The 22362-nt window shown below is 34.9% G+C and carries 24 protein-coding genes; 19 read left to right on the plus strand and 5 right to left on the minus strand.

The features are described 5' to 3' along the window. Positions 1-67 precede the first annotated feature (67 nt). The gene (locus tag ACZDYH_RS26790; RefSeq protein ID WP_434713322.1) at positions 68-832 is read left to right on the plus strand and encodes a TatD family hydrolase; all 765 of its coding nucleotides are present in this window, start codon (positions 68-70) and stop codon (positions 830-832) included. A gap of 115 nt (positions 833-947) precedes the next feature. On the opposite strand, the gene ACZDYH_RS26795 is transcribed toward ACZDYH_RS26790, so the two are convergent. Next, positions 948-2597 (minus strand): DUF2334 domain-containing protein, encoded by a 1650-nt coding sequence (locus ACZDYH_RS26795; RefSeq protein WP_197324298.1) that lies wholly within the window; start codon positions 2595-2597, stop codon positions 948-950. Between the two features lie 239 nt (positions 2598-2836). Here ACZDYH_RS26795 and ACZDYH_RS26800 point away from each other — a divergent pair, with 239 nt between their 5' ends. Next, positions 2837-3370 carry a transglycosylase SLT domain-containing protein gene (locus ACZDYH_RS26800; protein ID WP_000713249.1) on the plus strand — a complete coding sequence of 178 codons (534 nt, stop codon included), beginning with the start codon at positions 2837-2839 and terminating at the stop codon, positions 3368-3370. 11 nt (positions 3371-3381) lie between these two features. On the opposite strand, the gene ACZDYH_RS26805 is transcribed toward ACZDYH_RS26800, so the two are convergent. Both ACZDYH_RS26805 and ACZDYH_RS26810 read right to left on the minus strand, forming a co-directional pair. Beyond that, on the minus strand, positions 3382-4176 hold the full coding sequence (locus tag ACZDYH_RS26805) for a DUF4931 domain-containing protein (protein ID WP_025710407.1): 795 nt from the start codon (positions 4174-4176) through the stop codon (positions 3382-3384). A 135-nt stretch (positions 4177-4311) separates the two neighbouring features. Then, entirely contained in the window at positions 4312-4440 is a 129-nt protein-coding gene (locus ACZDYH_RS26810) for a hypothetical protein (RefSeq protein WP_002023099.1), read from the minus strand. A 420-nt stretch (positions 4441-4860) separates the two neighbouring features. Between ACZDYH_RS26810 and ACZDYH_RS26815 the strand changes: the two genes are divergently transcribed. Next, the gene (locus ACZDYH_RS26815; protein WP_000830643.1) at positions 4861-4995 is read left to right on the plus strand and encodes an RAxF-45 family protein; all 135 of its coding nucleotides are present in this window, start codon (positions 4861-4863) and stop codon (positions 4993-4995) included. A 125-nt stretch (positions 4996-5120) separates the two neighbouring features. After that, positions 5121-7001: a ribosomal protection-like ABC-F family protein gene (gene abc-f / locus ACZDYH_RS26820; RefSeq protein WP_086388411.1), complete on the plus strand. Its 1881-nt coding sequence runs from the start codon at positions 5121-5123 to the stop codon at positions 6999-7001. Between the two features lie 343 nt (positions 7002-7344). On the opposite strand, the gene ACZDYH_RS26825 is transcribed toward abc-f, so the two are convergent. Then, the gene (locus ACZDYH_RS26825) at positions 7345-7542 is read right to left on the minus strand and encodes a hypothetical protein (RefSeq protein WP_000369254.1); all 198 of its coding nucleotides are present in this window, start codon (positions 7540-7542) and stop codon (positions 7345-7347) included. Positions 7543-7909: 367 nt separating this feature from the next. Between ACZDYH_RS26825 and ACZDYH_RS26830 the strand changes: the two genes are divergently transcribed. From ACZDYH_RS26830 to ACZDYH_RS26850, 5 genes are all read left to right on the plus strand, one after another. Then, positions 7910-9637, plus strand: a complete 1728-nt coding sequence (locus ACZDYH_RS26830) for an ABC transporter substrate-binding protein (RefSeq protein ID WP_434713326.1) — start codon at positions 7910-7912, stop codon at positions 9635-9637. Between the two features lie 103 nt (positions 9638-9740). Then, positions 9741-10697, plus strand: coding sequence for an ABC transporter permease (locus tag ACZDYH_RS26835; RefSeq protein ID WP_000860745.1), 957 nt, complete (start codon positions 9741-9743; stop codon positions 10695-10697). Between the two features lie 12 nt (positions 10698-10709). Then, a complete protein-coding gene (gene opp4C / locus ACZDYH_RS26840; protein ID WP_000451060.1) occupies positions 10710-11633 on the plus strand; it encodes an oligopeptide ABC transporter permease in 924 nt (307 codons plus the stop codon). Between the two features lie 10 nt (positions 11634-11643). Continuing rightward, positions 11644-12624, plus strand: coding sequence for an ABC transporter ATP-binding protein (locus ACZDYH_RS26845; protein WP_065229648.1), 981 nt, complete (start codon positions 11644-11646; stop codon positions 12622-12624). Continuing rightward, positions 12621-13586 carry an ABC transporter ATP-binding protein gene (locus ACZDYH_RS26850; protein ID WP_434713329.1) on the plus strand — a complete coding sequence of 322 codons (966 nt, stop codon included), beginning with the start codon at positions 12621-12623 and terminating at the stop codon, positions 13584-13586. The genes ACZDYH_RS26845 and ACZDYH_RS26850 overlap by 4 nt, the downstream gene beginning before the upstream one ends. Positions 13587-13621: 35 nt before the next feature. Here the strand turns inward: ACZDYH_RS26850 and ACZDYH_RS26855 are convergent, their stop codons facing one another. Then, entirely contained in the window at positions 13622-14494 is an 873-nt protein-coding gene (locus tag ACZDYH_RS26855; protein WP_000766424.1) for a Cof-type HAD-IIB family hydrolase, read from the minus strand. Between the two features lie 442 nt (positions 14495-14936). Between ACZDYH_RS26855 and ACZDYH_RS26860 the strand changes: the two genes are divergently transcribed. The 10 genes from ACZDYH_RS26860 to ACZDYH_RS26905 all read left to right on the plus strand — a co-directional run bounded on the left by ACZDYH_RS26860 (position 14937) and on the right by ACZDYH_RS26905 (position 22351). Continuing rightward, positions 14937-15044 carry a DUF3948 family protein gene (locus ACZDYH_RS26860; RefSeq protein ID WP_000664237.1) on the plus strand — a complete coding sequence of 36 codons (108 nt, stop codon included), beginning with the start codon at positions 14937-14939 and terminating at the stop codon, positions 15042-15044. Positions 15045-15078: 34 nt separating this feature from the next. After that, positions 15079-15195, plus strand: a complete 117-nt coding sequence (locus tag ACZDYH_RS26865; RefSeq protein ID WP_000654250.1) for a DUF3948 family protein — start codon at positions 15079-15081, stop codon at positions 15193-15195. A gap of 44 nt (positions 15196-15239) precedes the next feature. Next, positions 15240-15347, plus strand: a complete 108-nt coding sequence (locus tag ACZDYH_RS26870) for a DUF3948 family protein (protein ID WP_000664237.1) — start codon at positions 15240-15242, stop codon at positions 15345-15347. A gap of 34 nt (positions 15348-15381) precedes the next feature. Beyond that, positions 15382-15498 carry a DUF3948 family protein gene (locus ACZDYH_RS26875; protein WP_000654250.1) on the plus strand — a complete coding sequence of 39 codons (117 nt, stop codon included), beginning with the start codon at positions 15382-15384 and terminating at the stop codon, positions 15496-15498. Between the two features lie 43 nt (positions 15499-15541). Further along, positions 15542-15652 carry a DUF3948 family protein gene (locus tag ACZDYH_RS26880; RefSeq protein ID WP_001083690.1) on the plus strand — a complete coding sequence of 37 codons (111 nt, stop codon included), beginning with the start codon at positions 15542-15544 and terminating at the stop codon, positions 15650-15652. 393 nt (positions 15653-16045) lie between these two features. Further along, on the plus strand, positions 16046-17164 hold the full coding sequence (hppD, locus tag ACZDYH_RS26885; protein WP_000810922.1) for a 4-hydroxyphenylpyruvate dioxygenase: 1119 nt from the start codon (positions 16046-16048) through the stop codon (positions 17162-17164). A gap of 66 nt (positions 17165-17230) precedes the next feature. Continuing rightward, positions 17231-18187 (plus strand): fumarylacetoacetate hydrolase family protein, encoded by a 957-nt coding sequence (locus ACZDYH_RS26890; RefSeq protein ID WP_000673988.1) that lies wholly within the window; start codon positions 17231-17233, stop codon positions 18185-18187. Next, complete coding sequence (locus ACZDYH_RS26895; RefSeq protein ID WP_088363520.1) at positions 18153-19325, plus strand: homogentisate 1,2-dioxygenase; 1173 nt, start codon at positions 18153-18155, stop codon at positions 19323-19325. Before ACZDYH_RS26890 ends, ACZDYH_RS26895 begins: the two co-directional genes overlap by 35 nt. Positions 19326-19556: 231 nt before the next feature. Continuing rightward, the gene (locus ACZDYH_RS26900) at positions 19557-20972 is read left to right on the plus strand and encodes an amino acid permease (protein ID WP_434713333.1); all 1416 of its coding nucleotides are present in this window, start codon (positions 19557-19559) and stop codon (positions 20970-20972) included. A gap of 107 nt (positions 20973-21079) precedes the next feature. Then, complete coding sequence (locus tag ACZDYH_RS26905; protein WP_049108565.1) at positions 21080-22351, plus strand: MDR family MFS transporter; 1272 nt, start codon at positions 21080-21082, stop codon at positions 22349-22351. Positions 22352-22362: the final 11 nt, after the last annotated feature.

Raw genomic sequence — 22362 nt, forward strand, 5'->3', positions numbered from 1 at the left:
GTTAAATAATATAGATGCTAAAACAAGAAAGGAAGTCCTTTCTTGTTTTTTTTATGGGGGCATAAAGATGAAATGGATTGATAGTCATATACATGTTGATCAATATAAGGATGAAGAGAAGAGCAGATTACTGAAAGAGGTGGAAAATAGTAAGGAAATAAAGGGGCTTATTGCAGTATCTATGAATTATCAATCTTGTAAGGAAACGTTATCTTTAGCGAAGAAGTATCCCTTTATATATCCAGCGATAGGGTTTCATCCAGAGCAACAGATTCATAAAGAAGAGTGTGACCAGATTTATCAACTTATTGAACAGAACGCAGAGGAAATTGTTGCGATTGGTGAAGTAGGTTTGCCCTATTATTTGAGGAAAGAAGATGAAAGAATTGCTGTAGATCCATACATAGCTGTATTGAAAAAATTTATAGAACTAGCTAGTAAGTATAATTTGCCGATTATATTACACGCAGTTTATGAAGATGCTGACACTGTATGTGATTTGCTAGAGAAATATAAAGTTTCACGTGCACATTTCCATTGGTTTAAAGGAAGTGATGAAACAATGAAACGGATGATGAAGAATGGTTATTATATTTCGATTACACCGGATGTTTTACATAAGGAGAAGATTAGAAAAATTGTTTCGTATTATCCGCTTGAATATATGATGGTAGAAACAGATGGACCATGGGAATTTCAAGAGGGTGTTATAACGCATCCAAGAATGATTCGAGAGGTATTAAAGGAAATTAGTTCTATAAAAAACATATCCATTGATAAGGTCGCAAAAACAATATATGGAAATACAAGTCGATTTTATTTGAAAGGATAGGAGAATTATAATTTTCATAATGTAACGGAAAAAGTAAAAGTTGAATTTATTTAATAAAATGCCACGGTTTGATATATGAAAAAAACCACCGAGCGTTCCGCTCGGTGGTTTTGTATTAGGATTCTAATTTTTTCGCACGTTTTAATAATAAAAGAAAGACAATGATAACGAACCCCAGTATAAGGAAGAAGCCATATTGCTTTATATAATCAATTATGTCATTCGCACGGGTTGGTTTTTCGACGTGAATGCCGTCTTTATTCGTCGTAATATGAATATCTTTCATTTTTACTTCATTCTTTTCCTTTTGTAAATCAATCCATTCTATATTTGGAATACTTTCTAGATCCTTTAATACTTCTTTTAATGGTTTCACACCTAAGTAAGGATGATAGAATGCACCAATAACTCCATCTGATAATTTAGAAACAGATAGAGCACGTTCTTTCATTTTAGCAATAGTTTGTGGCGTATCTTCTTCAATAAATCCGACTGTTTCAGGCAATAGTTTCATTCCATGTAAAAATGACGGAGTACTTGTATAATATGGTGAGTGCATGGATTTCCAAGTTGTATCATTTAACTGTAGTTGTCCTACATAAGTTGAAAAGTACCTTGATAATATTTCATATCCTTTTTGAGACATCGTGTAATGAGGTGCTTCAAAGGCAACAGGATATAGTTTAGCATCTACAAGTTCTTGAATTCCTTTTTCGATATGATCTTTCGTATATTTTTCCTCGAATTCTTCCCCTTTTTTTACATATTGGTTATATGCCTCTATATTTGGAAAGTCATCTTTTGTCTTCGGTTTTTCATGCTTCGGTTGGCGAATTGGTTGATCTGTTTTTACATCCCAAAATTCAAAGCCCTCACCTGTTTCACTGTCATAAAATTGGTGAGTATAACCATGCATAATAATTGCTGCACCATCATCTTGCATAGAGCGTAAAAGATCAACTAGTTCTGGTCTATCTTTTAAATGTATTATCTTTCCTGTATCTGGATCTTTATATACCGGAATAACAGTAATCATGTAAGGCATCTTTTTCTCTTTTAGTAATTCAGCAATTTCTTTCAATTGATTTATATCTGCTGCTGGGTGAACATCCTCAAGGCGTAAATAAGCTTCAACTTTATTTTTCGTTGGTTTTTGGCCGAAATAAGAAAATAACATTTCACCGACGTAATGAGACATCCAGTCAAAGAGGTTAGGTGTTGCAACATAATAAGATGTTTCATGCTGAACAATTAGTGGATTAGTGTTATTTGAGCTTAAGGCGTTAGCAAGCACAGTTCCATTCGTATCAAATGATTGAATTAATCGTTCCTCTTCTAAGGTATTTTTTAGCTTCTTGTCTGGATATTCAATTTTATTAACTCGTATATCATCACTCTTCAAAGTAATGAAAGAAAAACGCTTAGATAATTGTTCAACATTTTGTCCTAATACTAATATAGGGCCGGAGAAGTTTTCTAGAAATTGTTTCGTTTCATCAGAAAACGCTTCTTTTGTTTCACCGATATAAACAATATGTGTATAGGAGGATACGTTATTAATTGAAGTTGCTTCTTTTAATTTTTTTACGGTTATATCATTTGTAAAATGTCCTAATTGAGTATTAAGGATTTGGACATTATTTGAAACTTTATCGTCTTGTGTACTATACAAAACAAGTACTTTTGGTTTTGATGATGTTTGTGCAGAGGTGTAGGTAGGGATGAGTAGTAAAATGCTGAACAAGAGTGTTAGGCATTTTTTCATTTTGTACGCTCCTATTCTATATATAGAGTTCAGTTTACAATTATATACAATAAATGCGTTATAGTCTATGAAAGTTACATTTTTGCCCGTATTTACCAGCTGTTTTTTCACAAAATCGGTCTAAAGCATGATGATAATATGTATAGTTATTTGCTATGATAAAAGAGTAATAGAATGTAGGTAATTGTAAAGGGAAGGCTGAAAGGGGACAAATTTCAGCGGAGAAAGAGGTAGAGGTAGTGAAGAAATTCTTTGTAGGATTTTTAGTTGTTCTTGGAGTATATTTATATTTCCAAGGAAAGTCTGAAGGAATGGATAAGCTAGTGAATGGAACAAGCTATGTTGATTCAGAAGAAGCAAAACAGATGAAACAAATCATTATAGAGGAAGCGAAGAAAGTAAATCTTCCAGAATGGATACCTCTTGCAATTGCCGAGCATGAAAGTCGATTAAATCCAAGAAGTGTTGGAGATAATGGAACTTCATTCGGATTGTTTCAACTACACCGCGGCGGCGGGCTTGCACCAGAACATTTAACTGATGATGAGCTGAAAGATCCACGTACAAATGCGCAAATTGCAATGCCGCATTTAATGAAAGGATATAAGCGTGGGGTGCAAAAAGGTTTGACTGATTTTGCATTACTGAAATATATAGCGAATACATCTGGATGGCCAGGGAATTTAGGGCCAGAGTGGACGGATAATAACATGAAGTATAACATCGGATTAGAAGATGTGTACTATCGAAATAAAGGTGTAATAAAAGAGTAGGTTTTCTATACCTACTCTGTTTTTTTATGAATAATTTCATTCTTTTCTTTCGTGAAATACTGCGTGAGTTGTATTTTCACCTCTTCTAGTTTTGTAGAAACTTGCGGTATTTTATATCCTACATACAATGGTGAAACGACAAATCTAGGTACAACTTTACAAATAATTTTTCCATTTAAGTAATAGAAGAATAAGTTATAACTACTGCATCCTTTATGGAAATCTGTCAGTATGTAACGTACAGTTTGCTGAATGTAATTTGCCATTTCATCTATATATGAAATATTATCAATGATTATATTGAATTCAGTGAAGCCAATAATGGGACGCTCTGAAATATTAAGCTCAATGCGTTCATTTTTTTGAACAATTAACCCTTGGAAATTTTCTTCTTCAATATTTTCAAGATAATCTACATATTTCATTCCGATAATTTGCATGTGTGCATGATGCAAACTTCCACCTGAAAATGGACCGTGATTTTTATATAAAATCACAGATGCGAACTCTTCGTTCTTCTGTAAGTGTAACCAATGTTGAATAGAAAATTGCAGTAATTTTCTCATATGTTCTTTTGTATATGTTGCGATATGATCTTCGCAATTATCGGTTTCGATTAACACTGTTTGAAATGTATCTTGTAATGTAGGAAATTTATTTTTTAACCAAATAATAGAACCATCAGTTGCTAAAATATCCGTTAATTGTTCTTTATCGCAAAATGGACATGCAGCGCTTCTATTCCGAATACTTTCTGGTTTTTGTTTACCGATATCGTTTAAAAAATATAGTTGTTGTGTATCCATTTGTATATATGCCCCTTTAAAATATGTGTAAAAATCCCGCTTAATACATTCGGGAAAAGGAGAAGGAAATCCTCTAAAGGAATAGGGGAAAAATAAAAGACAAGATATCCTCATTACGATAGGGTACCTTGTCTTTTATTTTTTCTCTAATAGCGTGTATGGATAATATAGAACATTTTCATTATTTTTCTTTTTTCTCTTTTTTATTGTGTATAAGGTAATTGCTGTGCTTGCAATTATAATAATGGCTTTCTTCATATTCATATACCCCTTTTTATTGTTGGTTTAATTCTTGGCTAACTGCTTTTGCATCGACTAAAGCGTGTAAAATCATTTTCACCATGTTCATCATATTTCTTCACTCCTTTTTATAGTTCATTTAGTTCTTTTACAACTGCTTGTCCGTTCACTAATACCTCAAAGATTGCTTTTACGATTTCTTTCATCATGTTTGTTTCCTCCTTTTGTTTGTCTCGCTTGTTTACATCTTTATTGTATAGGGAGGCATCTTTTCGTACTATCGCTTTCCATTACGTGAACATAACAGTTTTGTAAGATTTGATGTCACTTATTGAAATGTTTAGTCTATCTTCATTATTTTCAGAAAAATGACTATTCAAACATGAAATTGGAAAGTATAATAAAGAAGTAAGTATTAAATTCCGTACGAAAGGGGTGAATGAGATGAAACGTTCTTTAGCTGCACGTGCCAAATTTTTAGATTTTATCTATTTTTGTCGTGCGATTTTTCATGATGTAGTTGTTAACGGGATACGTATGCCCTTTTTTAACAATTGCATAGTGACTATTGAACGATAGAAATCTCTTCACCCATTTTTAATAAACGTGTGAAAAGGGAGCTATTTGGCTTCCTTTTTCTATGCCGAAAAACCATGGGGAATGTTTCTTTCTCATGGTTTTTTATATTGAAAGGAGTACGGAAAATGACTATTTGTAGTGTAAATAATGTAACGAAATCTTTTGGTGGAAACACCATATTTGAAAATATATCGCTTGAAATAAAGAATGGTGAACGTGTTGGATTAGTTGGTCGTAACGGTAGTGGGAAGACAACAATCTTTGGGCTTCTGACGGGAATGGAGAGTTTGGATGCAGGAGCCATCCATATGAAGAAAGGTACACGTATTGGTCATGTCGCACAAATTCCGAAGTTTGATGAGTTCATGACTGTATATGATGTATTGAGTTCCGCTTTTAAAGTAGAAAAGGAATTAGAAAAAGAAATGCATGCTCTAGAAAAAAATATGGCGGAGGAGCAGGAACAATCTTCTTTGCAAAAGCTAATGGAGAGGTACGGAATAATTCAAGAAAAATTTGCATTTCTCGGTGGTTATGAAATAGAGGCAAATATAATGAAGGTAGCAAATGGCTTACAAGTAACAGACTTATTTCCAAGAGTATTTACGGAATTAAGTGGAGGAGAACAGACGAAAGTAAGCCTTGCATATATGCTATTGCAGAAACCAGATTTACTTCTATTAGATGAACCAACAAATCATTTAGATTTGTTTGCAGTTGAATGGTTAGAGAAATTTTTAAAAGAATATAATGGAACAGTTATGGTTATTTCACACGATCGCTATTTCCTTGATGAAGTTGTAACGAAAATTTTTGATCTGGAAGATGGAGAGATTCACGTGTACCATACGAATTATTCTCAGTTCGTTGAGGAGAAGGAAGAAAGATCACTTCAAGAGTTTCAAGCTTATCAAGAGCAGCAAAAGAAAATAAAGAAAATGAAAGAAGCAATTAAGCGCCTACGTGAATGGGCAAATCAAGCGAATCCTCCGAATGAAGGATTGCATAAAAGAGCGAGGAATATGGAACGTGCGTTAGAGCGTATAGAGAAATTAAAGAGGCCGATTTTAGAAAGAAAACAGATGGGTCTTCAGTTTGAAGGGCAAGAGAGAAGCGGAAAAGATGTTGTTGTAATGAAAGAAGTGAGTAAAGGTTTTGCTGGCCGATCTTTATTTGAACAAGCGAATTTACATGTTCGTTTTCAAGAGCGTGCTGCTATCGTTGGTCGTAATGGTACAGGAAAGACTACATTATTAAAACTACTATTAGAAGAAATAAATCCAGACGTTGGTGAAATTCGAATTGGTAGTAGTGTCAAAATTGGTTATTTATCACAACATGCATATGAAAATATGAAGAGTAATGTATTGGAAGCATTCAGAGAGAATGTGGCTGTAACAGAGGGAGAAGCAAGACATATATTAGCTAAGTTTTTGTTTTATGGTCCAGCAGTATTTAAGAAAGTAACGCAACTTAGTGGTGGAGAAAAAATGAGATTAAGACTTGCGCAACTTATGTATCAAGACATCAATTTTCTAATTTTAGATGAGCCGACAAACCATCTTGATATTGAATCAAGGGAAGTTTTAGAGGAAGCCCTTGAGCAATATAACGGAACGATTTTAGCTGTTTCACACGATCGATATTTTTTAAATAAGTTATTTGAAAAGACGTACTGGATTGATAGATGCAAATTATTTGAGTTCGCAGGAAACTATGCATGGGCTCGTCAAAAGTGGGAAGAAAAGCTTGAGGAGGAAGTAATAAAGCATAAGCACCATGGAAGAAAAAGTGTTGAAGCAATCTCTATAAAAAAGAAAGATTCTAGAAGTTTTGCGGAGATTGAAAACGAGTTAATGCATATAGAAGAAGATATATATGCATTAGAAAGTGAAATGGAATATGTAGCTGATGTTGAAAGACTTGAAAAATTATATGAGGAAAAAACGAAGAAAGAGTTGTTACGAGCAGATTTATATAATGAATTAGAGAATATGGTGGAGTAATGAGTAGAAAGCCACTTCCTTTCAGTTTTGCTGGAGGAAGTGGCTTTTTTCATAATGATATTTTGCTTTAAAGGTTAAATGAAGCGATGTGTTTCACGTGAAACAGTAACTTAGATAAATCCATTTTCCTTAATTTGCATAGTTTGTGAAACATATGAAAATGATAAGCTGAAAAATAAATGTCATTAGTGGTTTTTCGATAGGAGTAATTACAAAAACAAAGGCTAATTATTTCCCGAGAGATAAAGTGAAACTTTAATCAGAGGGGGTCTTACTGCCCGGCAAATAGCGGAATAAATATGTGTAACAGAGACTAGTGAATGAAAACAAAAAGAGAGCAAAGTTACAGCTTTACGCGCTGAACTCTGCTCTCTTTTTGCGTGGCATCTTCTCTCGTTGAAATTATAATAGCGATCCCGAGCATGATAAAAAAAGCTAAAAAGAGGACGAACTTTGGGAAGAACGGGAATAGTAATAGCGCTCCGACTATCATAATTGTTAATAATACGTAGTGCAGGACGTATTGGAATAGGTTGTCCATATTTTCGCCCCCTTTTTTGTAATTGGTTATTAGTATTCTATGTTTCATGCTGAAGGAATAGAAGTAGATTTTTAAGTTTTAATACGAATTATAGCTGAGTTTTCTTAAAGTATAAATGTAGAGTGATAATTTTGGAAAAATTCTCAAAATATTTATTTAGAAAGAATTGACAAAACATAATGAACGATATAAGCTAATAACCATAAAGTCTACCGGAAAGGTCGGAATAAGATTGTTACCCCTCAAAAACATCTATTTTTTTACGATTAAAACCGACTTTTCCGATTGGCTATAAATGTTGCTGTGGGAGGCATACATAAGGTAATTCGTTCAGAGGGTATAATCATAAAAAGTTAGGGTGGGGACAATGAAGAAAAAGACAAAAAAATGGGCTGGTGTATTTTCGGTATTAATAAGTAGTTCGCTTGTGTTGTCTGCTTGTGGGGGACAGGAGGACGCGGCTTCTACAGAGCCGGTTAAACAGCAGGATTTAAAAAATGTAAAAGTTGAAAAGATTGCTGCTACAGATAAGACAAAGGTGCCTGATAAGGCAAAAAATAGAAAAGATACTTTTATTTCAGGTATCTCCAAGCCTGGGGGAGTTTTCTTACCTTACTTTCAAGAGAATGGTTGGGATGGTAATGTGACATCGGTTATATTTGCTTCTCTTGTTACAACAGATAAACAAGGAAAACCGATACCGGATCTTGCTGAGAAGTGGGATGTTTCTTCAGACCAATTAACATATACATTTCATTTACGTAAAGACTTGAAATTTAGTGATGGATCGCCATTAACTGCCGACGATGTAGCATTTACATTAACACTTCTACATGATAAAGCATATGAAGGCGGCGATGATATTTCACAATATGTAATTAAAGGTGGAAAAGAATATAAAGAAGGAAAAGCGATGTCTATTGAAGGAATTCAAGTTGTTGATCCACAAACAATTAAAATTACGACTGAAAAAGTTAACTCACAAGCGCTAATTGCTTTAGGTGGTCCAGTATTATCGAAAGCTTATTATGGAAAAGAGTATAAACAAAATACTAGTTTAGATTATTTAAAAGAGTTATATGGAAAACCGATAGCTGCGGGGCCATATAAGTTCGAAAAGTATATACCAGGACAGGAAGTTCGTTTTATAGCAAATGAAAATTATTATGCAGGTAAACCAAAAATTCAAAACTTTATTTATAAAATTACTTCACCGGATACCAAGTTCCAATTATTCCAAACAGGTGAGATAGATTATACAGGAGTAGGTTATGGGGATGAAATTTTAGAACAAGTGAAGAGTTTGCAGTTTGCAAATGTTGAAATAGAGACGGCTTCTTCATTTAGTTATATAAGAATGAATAGTAAAAAACCGTATTTAAAAGATAAGAAAGTTCGTCAAGCTCTTATTTATGGTTTGGATCGTAAAAAGTATGTAGATACAGCTTTTAAAGGATACGGTACAGTAGCTAATGTTCCAATTCATCCAACATCTTGGGCTTATACAGAAGAGGGGATTAATAAGTACGAATATAACTTAGATAAGGCGAAGAAATTATTAGATGAAGCTGGATGGAAAGCTGGTTCAGACGGAATTCGTGAAAAAGATGGTCAAAAGCTTAAATTAACGTATTATGGTGCAAGCTCGGCAAAAGACGGTGATTTATTTATTCCGATTGCAAAAGAGAACTATAAAGAATTAGGCGTTGAATTTAACCCTGAATTTATGGACTTTAATACGATGCTGTCAAAAGTAAAAAAAGGAGATTATGATTTAGCTTCTGTTGCAACACCAATTACAACAGATCCAAGTGAAACTGTAGGTGGCTACTCCTCGGATGGTGATGATAATACCCTAGGATATAAAAATGAAAAAGTAGATGCATTAATTAAAAAGGGACTTGAAACTGTAGATATTGAAAAACGTAAACCGATTTATAAAGAACTATACAAAGAATTAAGTGATGATCCGCCAGTAATTTTATTGAATTATCGTAGAGTCATCACAGCTTACAATGGAAACATTAAAGGAATTGATCCTGAGAAGTATGACAGTATTAGTTCGAACTCGCCAGTATTATCTATTGAAAAATAACGAGAAGAATGTATAAGTAGAAGACATTTTTTCATTCAGCTAGTAATATGCTGATTCGAAAAAATGTTCTTCTATTTTAAGCATAAGATTGGAGAGGAAAAGGGTGAAGACGTATATCGTTCGTAGGTTGTTACAAATGATTCCTACACTATTTGGAACATCAATTGTTATTTTCTTCCTGTTTGCACTTCTTCCGGGGGATTATATTGATTCAAATCCTAAGATTACACCACAAAGAGCAGCAGAGCTTAGGGAATTGTATGGATTAAATAAGCCAATTATTGAGCGTTATTTTCATTGGTTAGGTAATGCATTGCAAGGAGATTTTGGTTTCTCGCTTCAATATCAAGAACCTGTAACATCATTATTAAATAAATTTATTTGGAATTCTTTTAGTGTAGCAGTTATTGCGTTATTTTTTATTTGGCTAATTGCACTTATTATCGGTGTATTCTCGGCGACGAAGCAACATTCTTTATTCGATAAGCTTGTAACAATTGGTATCTTTGCGGCAATGTCATTTCCTTCATTTTTTATTGGTTTGTTTCTAATTAAGGTGTTCGCAGTGGATCTTAAATTATTGCCGATAGGTGGAATGATTGATGTTGGCAGTAATTCAACAGGATTTGCTTACGTGATAGAAGTTGCAAAACATATGATTTTACCAGTATTTATTTTGACACTTCTTGGGGTCGGCTCGCTAACTCGTTATTTTAGAACAAGTATGTTAGAGGTTGTAAGACAAGATTACATACGAACAGCAAGAGCGAAAGGTTTGAAGGAGAAGACGGTTATTTATAAGCATGCATTAAAAAATGCAATATTACCGGCAATTACGTTATTAGCATTTGAATTACCAGGTTTGTTTTCAGGAGCGATTATTATTGAACAAATTTTTAACTGGCCAGGGATTGGTAGTATTCAATTAGAGGCATTAAATTTCCGCGATTATACAGTGTTAATGGCATTTACGATGTTTCTTTCTTGTTTAACAATTGTTTCGAATTTTTTCGCAGATATTGTATATGCAGTTGTTGATCCACGTATTCGGTTGAAGTAAGGGGGGAATGAGATGGAAACTGTTACAGCGATTACAGAGAAAAAAGAAAAGAAGAAAAGGAAAAATGAATCATCACCGTGGCGACAGGCTCTTAAAAAGATAAAAAGAAATAAGATGGCACTCGTAGGATTGTATGCATTAATTTTTATGTTTTTATTTTGTTTTATTGGTCCTTTCTTTTCACCATATGCATCAGGGAAAATACAAGTTGCACTAATTAACAAACCACCTAGTTTTTCTCATTGGCTTGGTACAGACCAATTAGGAAGAGATATTTTAACGAGACTAATGCAAGCGGGACGGATTTCATTAACTATCGGCATAGCTTCAATGGTTTTATCAGTGATACTAGGAGCTGTATTAGGAGCGATTGCAGGTTTTTATCGTGGTATTGTGGACAATATTATTATGCGGCTTGCAGATATTTTAATGTCGATGCCAGGATTACCGTTACTTATTATAATGGGTGCGATTTTATCAGAGTGGAAAGTACCGTCTGATTATCGTTTATATGTCATTATGATTATTTTAAGTTTAGTAGGTTGGCCAGGGCTTGCTCGCCTTGTAAGAGGGCAAATTTTATCACTTAGGGAGCAAGCATTTATGCAAGCTGCGGATGTGTTAGGAATAAAAGATTACCGGAAAATTATATATCACTTAATACCTAATGTTTTACCCATTTTAATTGTCGTATCTACATTAGGTGTTGCGGGTTCTATTTTGGGAGAATCCGCGCTAAGCTACTTAGGTCTCGGCGTCGTCCCACCTACGCCATCATGGGGGAACATGATTAGCGCAGCTAACTCATTAATTGATTTCCAAAAGCGTCCGTGGTTATGGATTCCGCCTGGTTTTGCAATCTTTATAACAGTTGTATCAATTAATTTACTTGGTGATGCACTTCGTGATGCGTTAGATCCAAAGATGAGACGGTAGGTGAGAAGGTATGAGTAGAGCGGTAGTAGAGCTAAAAGACTTACAAACACACTTTCAAACGGAGGAAGGGACAGTGAAGGCTGTAAACCATGTTAGCTTTGCTGTTCGAGAAGGTGAAACGGTTTGTGTAGTAGGAGAATCAGGTTGCGGGAAGAGTGTAACGGCTTTATCTATTATGGGGCTTATTGCTGAATCTGGCAGTGTAGTAGGTGGAGACATTTTATATGAAGGAAAAAGTCTTTTAGGAATGAAAGAGAAAGAACTTCGTAGTTTACGAGGCAATGATATTGCGATGATTTTCCAAGAACCGATGACATCGCTAAATCCCGTCTTCACTGTAGGTGAGCAAATTGTAGAAACGCTAAGGGAGCATGAATTACTTAGTAAAAATGAAGCGTATAAGAAAGCAATTGAGTTAATTCGTAAAGTTGGCATAGCCCGTGCTAATGAAATTGTTCATTCTTATCCGCATGAATTGAGCGGCGGGATGTTACAACGTATTATGATTGCTGTTGCGCTTAGTTGTAATCCTAAGTTATTAATTGCAGATGAACCAACAACAGCTCTTGATGTTACGATTCAAGCTCAAATATTGGATTTACTAAGACAAGTGAAAGAAGAATTTAAAACGTCGATCTTATTAATTACACATGATTTAGGTGTCGTAGCAGAAATGGCTGATTACGTTGTCGTTATGTATGGCGGGAAAGTTATTGAAGAAGCTCCAGTACTAGAGATATTCCAAAATCCAAAACACCCTTATACGAAAGGATTGTTGAAATCAAAACCAGTAATGGGAAAACGAATAGATAAACTATATTCTATTCCAGGGCAAGTTCCGAATTTAGTTGGTTTAGGTGAGTTTTGCTACTTTAGTGGGCGTTGTGAGCATTGTATGGAAATATGTGAAAAAGAAGCCCCAAATCTAAATGTAAATGATGAAAATCATAAAGTAGCTTGCTGGTTATATGAGGAGCGTGCGGAACAATGAGTGAACCATTATTAGAGGTGAAAAATCTAAAGACATATTTTCCAATTAAGGGTGGCGTATTTAGTAGAACAATTGGGCATGTAAAAGCGGTTGATGGAGTAAGTTTTACTATTAATAAAGGTGAAGTGTTTGGTCTCGTTGGCGAATCAGGGAGCGGAAAAACAACAATAGGAAAAACAATTTTACGCCTCGTTCAAAAAACGGAGGGAGAAGTGAAGTTTAAAGGGAAAGATGTTCATTCTTTATCCAAGGAGGAATTAAGAAAACATCGCCCTAATATGCAGCTCGTTTTCCAAGATCCATTTAGCTCATTAAATCCGAGAATGAGAATTGGAGAAGCGCTTGGAGAGCCAATGTTGGCCCACGGATTAGCGACGAAAGAAAATGTTCGTGAAAAGGTAATTGAAGTATTGGAGTTATGTGGATTAGCTCCTTATCATATTGACCGGTATCCCCATGAATTTTCTGGTGGACAACGTCAGCGTATCGTAATCGCAAGAGCTATGGTATTAAATCCGGAATTTATTGTAGCTGATGAACCTGTGGCGGCACTAGATGTATCTATCCAAGCACAAATTATTAATTTATTTAGTGAGTTACAGGAGAAAAAGGGATTATCTTATTTATTCATTTCACATGATTTGAGTGTAGTAGAACATTTATGTACGAAAATCGGAATTATGTATTTAGGTACAATTGTGGAGACGGCGCCGCGTGATGAGTTATTTACCAATCCGCTACATCCGTATACAAAAGCATTGTTATCAGCTGTTCCAATACCAGATCCAACAGTGAAGCGAGAGCGAATTATACTAGAAGGGGATATTCCAAGTCCAGCAAGTCCACCTTCGGGTTGTCGTTTTCATACACGTTGCCCGTTTGCAACAGATGTTTGTAAAAAAACAATACCAGAATTTCGTAATGTTGGTGATAATCATTTTGTTTCTTGTCATCATGTATAAAAAAAGGACTCTTTCAAATTGAAAGAGTCCTTTTTTTATTTACTAGATGAAGTTTGTTTCAATACAAATTGCTCAATTGCGTGAGCAACACCATGTTCATTGTTTGTTAGTGTTACAACATCACATAGTTTTTTTACATCTTCTTCAGCGTTGCCCATTGCAACAGATAAGCCTGCTACTTCTAGCATTGGTACATCATTAAAATTATCACCAATAGCAACTGTATCTTCAATAGGGATATTAAAATGAGCTGCCATCTGCTGTAGCCCATTTCCTTTATGTCCATTCTTATCCATAATTTCTAAGTTAGTAGGAGCTGATGCTGTAACCATAATATCAGCGTCTTCTTGTAACACGCTTAATAGCTGTGCGCGATGCGCTGCATTAAATGTTGAAATGAAGAATTTAGATATTTCTAGTTCTTGGTTATTTACAACATCTTCTATTTTTTTGAAATCAGTAATTAGGTTCGATTTCTTTTGCTTTTCTGTAATTCGTTCAAGTTCCTCTAATGTAACATCAAGCGCATGCTTATTTTCTTCGAATGCTTGCATCACTTGATCTTGCCATGTATATGGAGAATAAACTCCTTTATTCGTATATAGCTTATATGGGAAACCTTCAGATTCTAGTAATTTTGCAAGTTTGTACACTTTGTCGTTTTGTATACAACGCGAGTTAATTACTTTTCCATCCACATAAACAATAGCCCCATTGCTTGCTCCGACTGGAAGAGATAATTTATATTCTTCCAATAGCTTTAAAGCATCCTCTTTCGCACGACCAGAACAGATCATTACAATATGACCAGCTTCTTGTGCAGTTTGGATTGCTTGTAGGTTTTCTTTGGAGATTTCAAGATTAGATGATAGTAGTGTACCATCCATATCTAATGCGATTAATTTCAAAATGACCACCTCTTTGTTTTCATTATACATAGTTATATAGAGGAAACATATAAACTTATCTTGGAAAGACGGTATTTTATCTCATATTAAAAGTAAGTAAAAGATTAGATAGGTTTAGTGTCACTAAATAAACGATTTATAACAAAAATAGAGAGGAATATGACTACATTTCACTTTATGACTGTAATGTTACACGAATGTTACAAACGTGAACTTAGTGAAAAACGCATTAAATAAAGGTTTTTGAGGGTTATTATAAAAAAACGTAAAAAAAGTGTAATAAATTTTACGTAATTATATTGCAACGTAATAATAGTTATGTTACATTAATGTTACAAACGTTACGTTATCAAAATTAATGTAACGTTAACATAAAAACTATGAAATAAACATTTCTTAGAAATTACATATAGATAACTTATAAAAAGGGAGGATAAATGATATGAAAGAGCAAGTATTACAAGTAACAAAAGGTGATTTCGTAGGATCAGCAAGTGGAGCGGTAGTATTAACAGCATTAATCGTATTTCTATCAAGCGTATTAGTATAATAGAAGTTTTGTAACAAAAGAAAAAGAAGGGAGAATGAAAGATATGAAAGAGCAAGTATTACAAGTAACAAAAGGTGACTTCGTAGGATCAGCAAGTGGAGCGGTAGTATTAACAGCGTTAATCGTATTTCTATCAAGCGTATTAGTATAATAGAAGCTTTGTAACAAAAGAAAAAAGAAGGGAGAATGAAAGATATGAAAGAGCAAGTATTACAAGTAACAAAAGGTGACTTCGTAGGATCAGCAAGTGGAGCAGTAGTATTAACAGCGTTAATCGTATTTCTATCAAGCGTATTAGTATAATAGAAGCTTTGTAACAAAAGAAAAAGAAGGGAGAATGAAAGATATGAAAGAGCAAGTATTACAAGTAACAAAAGGTGACTTCGTAGGATCAGCAAGTGGAGCGGTAGTATTAACAGCATTAATCGTATTTTTATCAAGTGTATTAGTATAATAGAAGTTTTAAATCAAACAAAAAAGGAAGGAGAATGAGGGATATGAACAGTGAACAAGTGTTTCAAGTAACAAAAACAGATTTATTAGGATCCTTAGGTGGAGCAGTAATATTAACATCATTTATTCTATTCCTTGCAAATGTATTAGTATGAGATATATAAATACAATCATTCAAAAAAAATAAAGACTCTAACGTATTAGTAAGTAGTTAATATGTTGGAGTCTTTTTTATATTCTTCTTATATCCCCTCAAGTATTAAAGTTACCTCATTATCCAGCATTCATGGCTAATTAAACGCTGCGGTTGAAACTTGATTCAACGAATAATCAAAAATCCACTGAATAAAATCCCGCTTTATTTCAAAGAGAAAAAAGTCGAATTTTATATGTAAGAAAAAAAGAGGAATTTGACAGAAAAGATAGAAAATTTTAAAGGTCAGAATTTGTTAGCTTGCTAACTAATTTCTATTAATTAATGTTGGAAGCGTTTTCGGTTGGTTTTAAGTATGGACCATTTAATCTATTTACAGGGGGATGAAGATATTATGAAACAAAAATCTATGGATACGCTAGCTGCACAAATGGAGGACTTTTTTCCAGTACGTGATGTAGATCATTTGGAATTTTACGTAGGGAATGCGAAGCAATCGAGTTATTATCTTGCGAGAGCGTTCGGATTCAAAATTGTGGCTTACTCTGGATTAGAAACTGGAAACCGTGAAAAGGTATCTTATGTTCTTGTGCAAAAAAATATGCGTTTCGTTGTGTCTGGAGCTTTAAGTAGTGAAAATCGTATTGCAGAGTTTGTAAAGACTCATGGTGATGGCGTGAAGGATGTGGCACTACTTGTTGATGATGTTGATAAAGCATACTCAGAAGCAGTGAAACGTGGTGCCGTCGCAATTGCTCCACCGCAGGAATTAACAGATGAGGACGGTACATTGAAAAAAGCAGTTATTGGTACGTATGGTGATACAATTCATACGCTTGTAGAGCGTAAAAATTATAAAGGGGCATTTATGCCAGGATTCCAAAAGGTAGAATTTAATATTCCATTTGAAGAGTCTGGTTTAATTGCTGTTGATCATGTAGTTGGTAATGTTGAAAAAATGGAAGAGTGGGTTAGTTATTACGAGAATGTTATGGGCTTTAAACAAATGATTCATTTTGATGATGACGATATTAGTACAGAGTATTCGGCGTTAATGTCGAAAGTTATGACGAATGGAAGTCGTATTAAGTTTCCTATTAACGAACCAGCAGACGGAAAGAGAAAGTCACAAATTCAAGAGTATCTAGAATTCTATAATGGAGCTGGTGTACAACATCTTGCTTTATTAACAAGTGATATTGTTAAAACAGTTGAAGCGCTTCGTGCAAATGGGGTGGAGTTTTTAGATACACCTGATACTTATTATGATGAGTTAACTGCACGAGTTGGAAAAATCGATGAAGAAATTGATAAGTTAAAAGAATTAAAGATCTTAGTAGATCGTGATGATGAAGGTTACTTACTACAAATCTTTACGAAACCAATTGTAGATCGCCCGACTTTATTTATTGAAATCATTCAACGTAAAGGTTCTCGTGGATTTGGTGAAGGAAACTTTAAAGCGTTATTCGAATCAATTGAAAGAGAACAAGAGCGTCGCGGAAACTTATAAGATTTATATCCACCAGCAAAAGTCCCTTTGCTGGTGGAAATTTCATTTTTATAAGGAGGAATCAGGATGAAATTTGTTACATTTTGTCTTCCTTCAAAAGAACTACGGGCTGGATGGCTTGAAGGTGACAAAGTAATAGATATGAATCTTGCTAGTGAAGGGAAAATCCCTTCTTCTATGATGGCTTTTTTAGAGAAAGCGGATGAGTATGTAGAAGTAGTGCGGAATATTAAGAATCCAAATAAGGGTATATATGCTTTAGAAGAAGTACAATTGACAGCTGCTCTTCCTAATCCGAGTAGTATTCGAGATTTTTACGCATTTGAACAACATGTAAAAACAGCTCGCGGACGAAGAGGATTAGATGTTGTGCCCGAATGGTATGATATTCCGGTTTTTTATTTTACTAATCATCGTGCTGTAATTGGTTCCGGTGATTTTGTAATTGGTCCGAAAAAGTCTAAAAAGCTTGATTATGAGTTGGAGATTGCTTGCGTAATGGGAAAAGAAGGGCGAAATATTTCTCGTGAGCAAGCAGAGGAATATATTTTTGGTTATTGTATTATGAACGACTGGAGTGCGAGAGACTTACAAGCAACAGAAATGAAAGTAGGCCTCGGTCCAGCGAAAGGAAAAGACTTTGCAACTTCATTAGGAGCACATCTCGTTACGAAAGAGGAATTAGACGTTTATCGTAATGGTGATCGATATAATTTAGAAATGACTGCCCATGTAAATGGAAAACTATTATCAAAAGGAAACTTCCAAGATATTTACTATACATTTGCTGAAATGATTGAACGTGCTTCAGAGGACGTTACGTTATATCCAGGAGATGTGATTGGTTCTGGGACAGTAGGAACAGGATGTATTTTAGAACTGGGTACAGAAGAGTGGCTACAAGATGGAGATGTTGTAGAACTGTCGATTACTGGTTTAGGTACACTACGTAATACGATCAAAAAAGAAAAGGAAGCGGGTGATGGGCATGTTTTATCGTCACATGGGAGAACTACCTCATAAACGACATGTACAATTTCGTAAAAAAGATGGATCGCTTTATCGTGAACAGGTAATGGGAACAAAAGGTTTTTCTGGTACGCAGTCTATTTTGTATCATCATTATATGCCAACAGAAGTAGGTCATTCTGCATTATCGCATTCTTGTCAGTTGCAGTATGAAGAGGATGTTGTTCTTTCTCATCGCCACTTTCGAACGAAAGAAAGTAAAAAAAGTGGTGATGCAATAAGTGGACGGAATTTCATACTTGGAAATGAAGATTTGTTAATTGGAGTAGTGAGTCCAACAGAAAAAATGGATTATTTCTATCGTAATGGTGATGGCGACGAAATGTTATTTGTTCATTATGGAACAGGGAAAATTGAAACAATGTTTGGAACGATTCACTATAGAAAAGGCGACTATGTAACGATCCCAATTGGAACGATTTATCGTGTTATTCCAGATGAAGGAGAGACTAAGTTTCTTGTTGTAGAGGCGAATAGCCAAATTACAACGCCGCGTCGTTATCGAAATGAATACGGACAATTGTTAGAGCATAGTCCGTTTTGTGAAAGAGATCTTCGTGGTCCAGAAAAATTAGAGACATATGATGAAAAAGGCGAGTTTGTCGTAATGACAAAATCAAGAGGCTATATGCATAAACATGTTTTAGGACACCACCCGTTAGATGTTGTGGGATGGGATGGCTATTTATATCCGTGGGTATTTAATGTAGAGGATTTTGAACCAATTACAGGGCGCATTCATCAGCCACCGCCAGTACATCAAACATTTGAAGGACATAATTTTGTTATTTGCTCTTTCGTACCACGTTTATACGATTATCATCCAGAGTCAATTCCGGCACCATATTATCATAGTAATGTTAATAGTGATGAAGTTCTTTACTATGTAGAAGGAAACTTTATGAGTCGCAAAGGTGTGGAAGAAGGTTCTATTACACTTCATCCGAGCGGGATTCCCCATGGACCGCATCCGGGGAAAACAGAGGCAAGTATAGGGAAGAAAGAGACGCTTGAATTAGCTGTTATGATAGACACATTCCGTCCGCTTCGTATTGTAAAACAAGCACATGAAACAGAAGATGAAAAGTATATGTATAGCTGGATTGAACAAGGTTCATATACTGTGAAATAAGTAAAAAAGGCATGCTCTCAATAAGGGGGCATGCCTTTTTCACGGAATCGACATGTATAATAATACCAAAAAAATAATGGAAAGATATATAGAAAGAATAATAAGGATTGTGCATATTCAGAAGAATTTCTACTTGTTTCGACAAAAGTATTGACTAGGAAAAGCGTAATGAGTAAAATGAAAAAGCGAATTAAAAATTTTCAGAAAATTTAAAACTTGGAGGAGTGAAAGATGAAGCAAATTTTTCAAAAGAAGCCAATTGCAAAGTTAATGCAAGAAAGTAAGCAAAAAACGTTAGCAAGAACATTGGGCGCGCTAGATTTAACTATGCTTGGAATCGGAGCAATTGTTGGAACTGGTATTTTTGTTCTAACGGGTGTTGTGGCAGCGGAACATTCTGGGCCAGCTATTATATTATCATTTGCGATTGCCGCTCTAGCTTGTGCCTTTGCTGCATTTTGTTATGCTGAATTTGCTTCTTCAGTTCCTGTCTCGGGCAGTGTGTATACGTATACATACGCGACGATGGGGGAAGTATTCGCATTTTTAATTGGCTGGGACTTAATGCTGGAATATTTACTTGCTACATCTGCTGTAGCGAACGGTTGGTCTGCATATTTTCAATCTTTATTAAAGGGGTTTGGAATTCATATTCCGACTATTCTCTCCTCGGCTCCTGGTACAGGTAAGGGTGGAATAATTGATCTACCTGCAGTTCTAATTATTTTAGTGATGACAGTTCTTTTATCTAGGGGTGTTCGTGAAAGTGCACGAGTAAATAACATTATGGTATTTATTAAAATAGCAGTTGTTCTTATTTTTATCTTTGCTGGTTTTAATTATGTGAAACCTGAAAACTGGACGCCTTTTATGCCATTTGGTTTAGATGGTGTAATGGCTGGAGCGGCTACAGTATTCTTCGCATTTATAGGATTTGATGCAGTTTCAACAGCGGCAGAAGAAGTGAAACGTCCGCAACGTGATTTACCAATTGGTATTATTGCATCGTTATTAATTTGTACAGTTCTTTATATCGTTGTTTCGCTTATTTTGACAGGAATTGTTCCATACGGACAGCTAAATATATCAGATCCAGTTGCTTTTGCACTTCAATTTATTGGACAAGATGGTTTAGCGGGGGTAATTTCAGTAGGAGCAATTACAGGAATTACAACAGTAATGCTAGTTATGATGTATGGGCAAGTTCGTGTTTCTTATGCGATGAGCCGAGATGGTTTACTGCCGAAACGTCTTGCTAAAGTCCATCCGAAATTTAAAACGCCATTTTTAAATACATGGACAACGGGAATTATTGCGGCACTGATTTCAGGATTAATAGATTTAAATGTTTTAGCACATCTTGTAAATATGGGGACATTGTCAGCATTTGCACTCGTAGCTGTTGCGGTAATCGTAATGAGAAGAACACATCCAGACTTACCAAGGGCATTTAAGGCTCCGCTTGTACCATTTTTACCAGCATTAACAGTGATCTTCTGTTTATACTTAATGCTTCAATTATCGGGGACAGCATGGATTAGTTTTGGGATATGGATGGTTATTGGTATAGCGGTTTACTTCTTATATAGCCGAAAACATAGTGCTTTAAATAATAGTAAAAAAGAAGAAGATGTTGCAAATTTATAAGTGAAAAAATCCATTCTAATTCTGTTAGAATGGATTTTTTGTTTGAAAATTTACATTTTTCTGAACTTATTATAAGATAATTGTTGGCTAACTAAAGGGGTGAAATGATGAAAAATACGTGGCGTGAGTTAAGGGAGATGGACCGTAACGTATGGATTCGATTTATTGGAGAGACGTTAAATGGAATTGCAATGATGATGTTAATGCCTTTTTTTGCATTATATTTAAAAGATAAGGTAGATTCGTTGTTGGAAGTTGGGGTTATTATGGCGCTTTCTCCAATTGCTGCAAGCTTTGGATCACTTATAGGAGGGAGAATTGCTGACATATATGGAAGAAAGCCTATTATGATATTTTCTATGGCAAGTAATGCATTATTAATGCTCGGTTTTCTATTTATAGAAGGATTTATTCCATATGCAATTTTATCTATTTTTTTAGGATTGAGTAATTCTTTATTTCATCCAGCTGCATCAGCTATGGTCGCGGATGTAACGGCACCAGAAAAAAGAACAGAGGCATATGGTTTATTACGAATGGGACACAATATAGGTGCTGCGATTGGTCCGATAATGGGAGCATCAGTAGTTGTGTTGTCAAAGAACCTTGTGTTTATTATTGCCTCTTCTACAATGCTATTTTATGCGTTACTTGTATTACTTCTTATTCAAGAGACGATGCCAAAAAGGACAGATAAGGAAGAACATAAAGAAAAGGAAGCTGGGGCAGTTTGGAAAATTGTAATGCGAGATAAGGCATTAATGATTTACTTATTAGCAGGCATTATCATTTCGATGGGGTTTTCTCAAACCGAAGGCATGTTGCCACTACATTTTGATAATGAAATGAAGCATATTTTTGGAACGAATAATCCATATCCATATTTAATGGCGTTAAACGGACTATTAGTTGTTTTATTCCAATTTCAAATTTCAAAATGGGCTACGGATAAACCAGTCGGGAAGACGATGTTATATGGTGCATGTTTATTCGGGATTGGATTATTTTTTATAGGATGGTTACCGAAGTGGTTTGGAGAATTTAATACAAATGCTACAATTATTTTAATAATACTACTGTTCGTTTATGCTATATATACGTTAGGTGAGATGATTATGTCGCCTGTACAGATGACATTTGTAGCAAATTTGGCCCCTGAGCATTTGAGAGGGACTTATATGGGAGCTGCAAGTTTGCAGTGGATTACAGGAAGCGCATTTGGTCCACTTTTGGGCGGTTTTTTATTAGATCGATTACTTGGTCACTTTCTATTTACAATTTTAGCTGTAGGATGTGTAGTTGCAGGTATTGTATATGTTTCTTTAGATCGCCTTGTGGAGCAAAGGCAAAAAGACACACTAACCAAACAATCTTCTTAGTGAATAGGTGA

The organism is Bacillus sp. EB V-12 (assembly GCF_056158125.1).